The organism is Clostridium sp., assembly GCF_016650095.1.
In the GTDB taxonomy this organism is placed as follows: domain Bacteria; phylum Bacillota; class Clostridia; order Clostridiales; family Clostridiaceae; genus Clostridium_AD.
The window spans coordinates 1-7,150 of sequence record NZ_JAENWL010000179.1; the positions used below are offsets into that span (position 1 = coordinate 1).

Here is a 7,150-nt window from a genome sequence, read left to right on the forward strand (position 1 = left end):
AACGGGAAACTCACCACAAACAGCAAAAAAACAAACAAAACTGTCAATAAGTGCATAGAAACATCCTGCTGATTTAACCGGGATGTAGTTCAACATACACTCATCGCTGGGTCGTACCGACCGCTCATAGTTCTATTTATTACCAACTGGCTTTTCTATATTTTGTATATTTCTCTTCTTCGTTTAAATGCTTGTTTCCCACCTTCTAAAATCTCACAACAATCCTTTCTTGTTTCATCATTATCTATAGAACCTCTTTCCATAATTAAAGACCTAAGACTCGTGCTTTTTAGTGGTATTATTAGTTCTGCGTCACCAAGCACAGCAATATTAGGATTATGAGTTACAATTATAACCTGTCTAAATTCTTTAATCTTTCTAAGATTTGTTACAATAGACTTATAAATAAATTCACTATCTAAATTGTCCTCTGGCTGGTCAATTAATAACGGAACTTTACTTTTCGATTGAAGTAATATCGCTAAAAGGATAGATTGTTGTTGTCCCAATGATAATTGACTTAATGATCGGCAAATTGTTTGATTTTCTCCCTCTTCATTTATAGCTATTTTAGTTATAATTATACTCGGTTTGTCATCAAAATATAAAGAGTCAAAATCTTCATAATTGTGATTATCTTGTGCTTTAATTAAAAGCGAACTAATTTCTTCATCACTATACACTCTAACTGACTGGTTAGTTATTTCTTTCATGAAATTTAAATCCTTATTACGTACAGCTTGAGCAAACTCAATTGGAGTAATATTATTTACAAACAGTTCAGACTTTTTTAACAATCTCCATTGTGATAAGTTTTTGATAGCATTTTCGAATGTTGTAGAGTATTTACCCTGTTTATATTTTACCGATACAAAAAAATTATCGACACTGTTTTTAAGATTTTCGTTTATCGTTTTACCGAAATTCTGGTGTAAATAATAAATCTTATTTTTTACATCTATTCTTTTTGTAATTAGCTGACTCCGTACTTTTAGTAATTCTTTTAAATCAAATTCTTTCTTTTTTAAGTCCTTAAGTTTATTTTGATAAACAACAACATCTTTTGTTATCTGATTTATCTTCCCCAAATCGAAAGGGATTCCTTTTTCTTCCAATTCTTTTTTCTTTGCATCAATTTTAACTTGAATGTCTTTTTCCTTACTAGCCCAATCTGTTAATTGTATTTTTAATTCAGATATTTTCTCAGTCAATTCAGTACTTAATTCTGTTTGTGTTGTTGAAACTATTTCTCCAAACTTTTTTACTATTTCTTTGACCTGAAGAAAATTGTCTTTCCCTACTTTTATTTCCTCTCCATCTATGCTTTCAAAGTTGTCAAAAATAGTTTTATCCGATAAAATGTCTTTATATTTAGCTACTAGTTCATTTAAGTCATCACTAATACTTTTCCTAATTTTCTTTTCTTTAATTAATGCTAAATGAAAGTTTACAAGTTCATGAGCCTTTTCTTGTTGTAACTGACGTAACTTACCTTCTAAATTATTTTTCATTTTAGTAACCTCAGGTATTTGCGACACTTTTATTCGCATATCCCTCAACTTACTTTGATTGTCATTCAATTGCTCTCTATAAGTATTGTCTTCTGTATTTAAAACATCTAAGTCAAGAAAAGAGTTTAGAAAATCGATTAAAAACTGTGGATTTTTTTCACTAAATTGAATTGTTTTTGCAGTTTCTCCTTGACCATAACTTTCAATTTGTATTTTCGAGATTCCGTCTCTATCTGTTAAATTAATCGCTTTTGCATTCTTTTCCCTTGAAAAGTTTATTAGCTGACCGGTTTCGTCTTCATAGGTTAGCATAATTTGATCTGGCCATACTTCACAGTCGACAACAGACATTTCTGATTTATTTCCCGAACATTCTCTTATTGATTCTAACATTGTTGATTTGCCAGTTCCTCGACCACCAATTATACAAGTCAGATTATTACTAAAGTGTATTGCCTGATTATTTAACAATCCTCCACTTATATTCATTCCAATAAAATGTGGTAATTTTTCTGGAATAAAATTTTCAATACGAACTCGTGAATTACTAGACAATAACGCAATTCTAAAAGCATGAAAACTTAGAGTATCTAGTTTTAGTCTAGTTAACTTTGTTTCTCCGCTAGCATTAACACCCAATTTATCTAGATTATGAGCATCTGAAGACATTAGTTTTGGAAATTCAAAATCCAGCTCTAAATCTAAAGTTTCTATTCGTTCCTTTATAAAGTGCATTCTTTCTACTGCATGCTCAGTAGTATCTATGTTTGTATAAAGATTTACACTATCTTTTGAGCTTATTTCTAGACCTAGTAAATTTTCATGTTTAATAATAGCAGACATTTTGGGATCAAAACGATTAATAGTTTTTTCAAATCCAGAAGACAATTCTATATGAGCTAAAACTCCAATACCATTGTATTGTTTTGCAAAATTTAAACAATCTACAATTCCTTGAGTACAAGTTTCTCTATTATCAGAAATAGTTAATTTTCCTCTGAAATTTTTTAATTCTTCATATTTCTCAAAGTACAATAGTAAATGTCCTTGTAATGTAGAAACTTCAATACCAGGTATAACTAAAATGTTTTTATCCTCTGCATATGTTATTGCCTTCTTTACATTTTGTTCTTCATTATGATCTGTAATAGCAATAATGGATAACCCTTTATTTATTGCCGTATCCACAATATTCTCTGGAGTCATTGTTGTGTCTGTAACATCAAAAGAACCTTCATCACCATAACTATGGATATGTAAATCCGCTTTGTAAAATTTTGCGCCTGAATTTATTAAACTATAATCTATCATGTTTTTTTTAATCTATTAATACTAATGTTTTTTTTTGGCTTGTTGGTAACGGATGGCGATATGAAATCGTTGGGGATTCTAGGCTACTTGTCTGTCCAGTTACACCGAACTTGTTACGTGGTAGTTTTCTTGAATAACAACTTAAACCCCAATATTTTATATCGCATGTTACCAACTGGCCTTTATTCATTTTTAATTATTTTATTTATCAATTTTGCAGTACTTCGTGCGGTTGGCTTTTAAAGCGACTTGGCAATGTGTGTGGCTGTGAAGCGTAAGCTATCTAAAATCATTATGGAATTCTCTTTTCATCTCATTTCTAATCCTTAAATCAAAGTTTCCAATCTGATAATTAGCATATTCTTTATGATCATAATAATTTAGTCTATTAGTAAGACTATCGAGCAATGATACAACATTCTCCCAAGTCTTTTTCGCTCCTTCTAAAATTGGGATATAACTTCCAGACCAACTATTACTTCGTCGAGTAATTTCTAGATTTTTAAATAATTCAAAATTACTATTCAATTTTAAGAGTCTTTCCAAAAAATCAATTTTTAATCCTACATATTTATAGCAGATGATACTAAAAACAACATTCATATACTTGTCATTCAAATGTTTTTCATCTATGATTTTCTCCAAAAACTTTATTGGTTTATTACCGTATTTATCATTTGAGCTAGGGAAGAAAGCCGCAATAGCCCGTTCTGGATAATGATAAGTTTTAATAGCTAAAAAGTATTCGAATATAGCATTGATAATTTCCTTATAATTATTTAACTCCCAGATAAAATCATATTGCATAAGTTCTAAATCATGATAAGAAATTCTTTCAGGAGAATTAACCTCTAAAATTCGGATAATAATATTTGAATCACGTTCTATTAGTGTTTTAAGGATATTGTTTTTATAGTCAAAACTTTGTTCAATTTTATTCGTTAATAAATAGGCTTCAACAATTAGATCAAATGAAAAATTACTAAATGAAATACATTTTTCAATAAACTGTACACCAACACTAATTTGAACATTTTCTTTTTTTATTTTATTTAGTACTATCTCAAGAACCTCGGAATAAATGACTTTTTCTTCTTTTAGTTTTTTGTAATTACTTATAAAAGTTAGATCACAGAATATATATCGCGATTTTATAGATTTAATTGTGTTCAATAAATCCGAATAAAGCAGAAATAAATGTTCACTATTTACAGTGTCAATACTTAATGTTTGATGAAAACAGAACTTTATATTATAATTTAAACCTTTAATTAATTCAAAAAGGTTAAAATATAAGTTAGGGAAGGTTTGAATAAAACGATTAAAGACATAAGTAAAATTGAGATTAAAACGATATTTTTCAAAGTTTAATTTTAATACTTGTATGAAAAGATTTGCATTCGTTTGTGCTAGGTTACGAAATATTGCATTCAGAGAATTAACATATTGCCATTCTATGTTTTCCTTACTTACTTTTTTTACATTTTCCAAAATTAAAGATATATCTACAAAAAGTATATCGTAGTCTTTTATGTTAAAATTAGTGAAATATTCTTTTAACTCTTCTTGGTAAAGTTTTTCCTCTTCTTCCCATCCTAGTTCTCTTTTCCTTTGTCTGTCTCTTTTTAATACTTCAGCTAATTGATATAACTTACTTTTATAGTCGTACTTAATTTCATTTGTATAATCAACTTTTAACCAATCTAACCCTTCAAGAATATTTTGTAATACAAAACAATCTTCAAATACATCAGGCTCAAAATGTTTATTAATTATCTGATAAATAAAATGTAAGTCATGTTTTAATAAATCATTAGAATGTTTATATTCAAAATAGTTAATTCTAAACATTGTTTGCAGAATTGTTGATTTATTAGCATCCTTCAAAATATAATTGAAGCATTTGGCTCTAAATGATTTGATAGATTTTGAAAGCTTTAAATGAAATGTCCATAATGTTATTGCTCTTCCATTTCCTTCATCTTCGTTATATTCTAGTTTTAGAAAATCTGGAAGGATTTCAATTAAAACATTCTCATATATTTCTTTATTCTCATTTCTATGATTTTTTTCTAATAAAAAATCAATAAGTAAATGTTGAATACGATCGCCATATATGTAACCTAAACGTGTAAAGTTAAATTTAGTTTTAAGACAATAAATTACAGCTGGCATTTTAGATGGAACTTTTATTGCATAATAAAACATAAGTTCCAATGCATCCTTAAAAAATTCATCACTATGATATCTGAATCGAGATAAGATTTCAAGGTCTTTCCCCGTTCCATAGGAGAATTCATTTAATTCATAACTATATCTATATTCTATTGTTAATTCTTTTTCTTGATTATCAATTTGTTTCTTTAAGAAATTGATTACTTGTGGACTTAAATAGAACCAAAATAAATCAAGATACTTTAATGAATTTTGATTTTCACCTTGTTTCTCAATATCTAACCATTTTTTTAAAATTAATGGTTTTAACTTTTTCTCTATATGCTTGTAGTTGAAAGTCTCTATAATAGGAACAATAGTGTCAGTGATTCTGTTTTCATAGTCCAAATAATTATTAAGAAAGAAATTAAAATTTAAAGTTTCATTATCAATGACAGTTTTATAGAAAATATAAGTTGAAAATATCTGGTCTGATATTTTAACAACTTGTTGTTCGAACAAGTCAACTAATTCGGATTCATGCAAAGCATAACAAATCTCCCAAAACTTATTTTCTTCAACTTCAAGACTTTTAAAAATAAAATCACATAGTTTACGATTTTCTCTGTCAATTAGAGAAAAGAAAGATATTATTGCTAACGATTTCTGTGCTATTGGTTCTTTTAAAAGTTTAACTTCTTTAAATAAAGGTTCAAAATATTCATCATAAATCTGGGAGGCATCATTAAGTTCTAATATATTTTTAGCTTTAAGAGCAACTTTTGCACACATAATTGCCAATCGTGCATTTCCTTGAGCTATTTTTATAATTCTATCAACATATGATGGTTCATTAATTTTAAAATCATCCGATTGGATAATATTTTTAATTTCATCATTTGAAAATGCTCCAATTTCAAGCGATACAGAATTGTAATTTACAGCAATAGACTTTACCTGAGGTAATGCATAATTTCTTACAGTAACTACTACTTTTAACGTTTTTGAAGCTCTTTCTTCAAATAAATTTAATATCCATTGGAAATTCTTGGCTAATCTATTTGCATCATCAACTAGTAGTACATATTTTTTATCAATTCTGACAATAGTCTTAAGATCTTCCCATATTGGAATCCCTTTATTCCCGATACATAAAAAGGAGAATCCATTTTTATCTGCATAAAGTTTTGCAAGTTCAATTGCAAACTTTGACTTTCCAATTCCAGGAGCTCCATGAATTAATAATAAATCATTTGTTTCTAAATGTTTTAACCCATCTTCTAATTCCTTAACCCTGCCCAAAAAGATATTACTTAAGGGTGTTGAGATTTTATTTTTTTCATAGTTAGCAATAAATTCAGAAGGTTCTTGAATTTGACCAGTTCCTACTTTGATTCCAACGTAAGTTCCTAAAATTGGATAATCAAGTACTGCAAAAGTTAAATCTCTTATCCCTTTTAAATAAAGAATACATTTTGGATTATGTCTTTTACATAACTCTTCAAGATTTTTCTTTTCAACTGGTTTAATACGTTCAGTAAAGCATAAAATTACTTTATCAATTTCTTCTTTCTTTAAACCTGTCTTTGAAGTATCGAAGCAGTTTTCAATATCTGATTTTAATTTATTATAAAAACTTTGACCTTTTTTTAATCTTTCTCTTGTAGTATATTCAGCAAAAATTAGTTCATTTTCAGCACTAGTAAAATATGAATCAGGAATACCTTTTCTTGACTTTTCTTTACCAATAACACTACCAATCGGTGTGATTGTATTTGGATTCAGTTTCAGATACAAAAAATGATTACAAAATTCTTGAAAGATGTCTCCATTAATCCTATCTAAAGCATTTTCTATTTGTACGGAGTCTATCATATGCTGTAGTTTGTTGGAAAAGAAATAGCTCTTTTGCAAATTGAAGCATCAACTTGTGTGTTGGAGCTTGTAAATGTGCTATTTGTGCGTTGGTTGTTCATTTTTACATTTTTCATTGCTAAATTACTACTGTATTTTATTTCTTAGGCTTGTTGGTAACGATTCGATAACCCAACAAGTTGATTTATTTCGATTATATAACTTTGGGTTATTTCCATATATCCGGGGATAACCCAATGTTTTGTTTGTTTCATTCAAATATTTTATTCAAAGTATTCTTTAATTTGTTTATATAGCCT

2 protein-coding genes are annotated in these 7,150 nt (G+C 28.1%); both read right to left on the reverse strand.

All coding sequences use genetic code 11. The features are described 5' to 3' along the window. Window positions 1-155 precede the first annotated feature (155 nt). Window positions 156-2,822 carry a TrlF family AAA-like ATPase gene (locus JJE11_RS11270; protein WP_291635626.1) on the reverse strand — a complete coding sequence of 889 codons (2,667 nt, stop codon included), beginning with the start codon at window positions 2,820-2,822 and terminating at the stop codon, window positions 156-158. A 279-nt stretch (window positions 2,823-3,101) separates the two neighbouring features. Beyond that, window positions 3,102-6,890 (reverse strand): hypothetical protein, encoded by a 3,789-nt coding sequence (locus JJE11_RS11275; RefSeq protein ID WP_291635628.1) that lies wholly within the window; start codon window positions 6,888-6,890, stop codon window positions 3,102-3,104. Window positions 6,891-7,150 lie beyond the last annotated feature (260 nt).

What these genes read in the sequence shown, in the direction of transcription:
- JJE11_RS11270 (WP_291635626.1), bottom strand. Translation starts at nt 2,822, where the DNA reads ATGATAGATTATAGTTTAATAAATTCAGGCGCAAAATTTTACAAAGCG.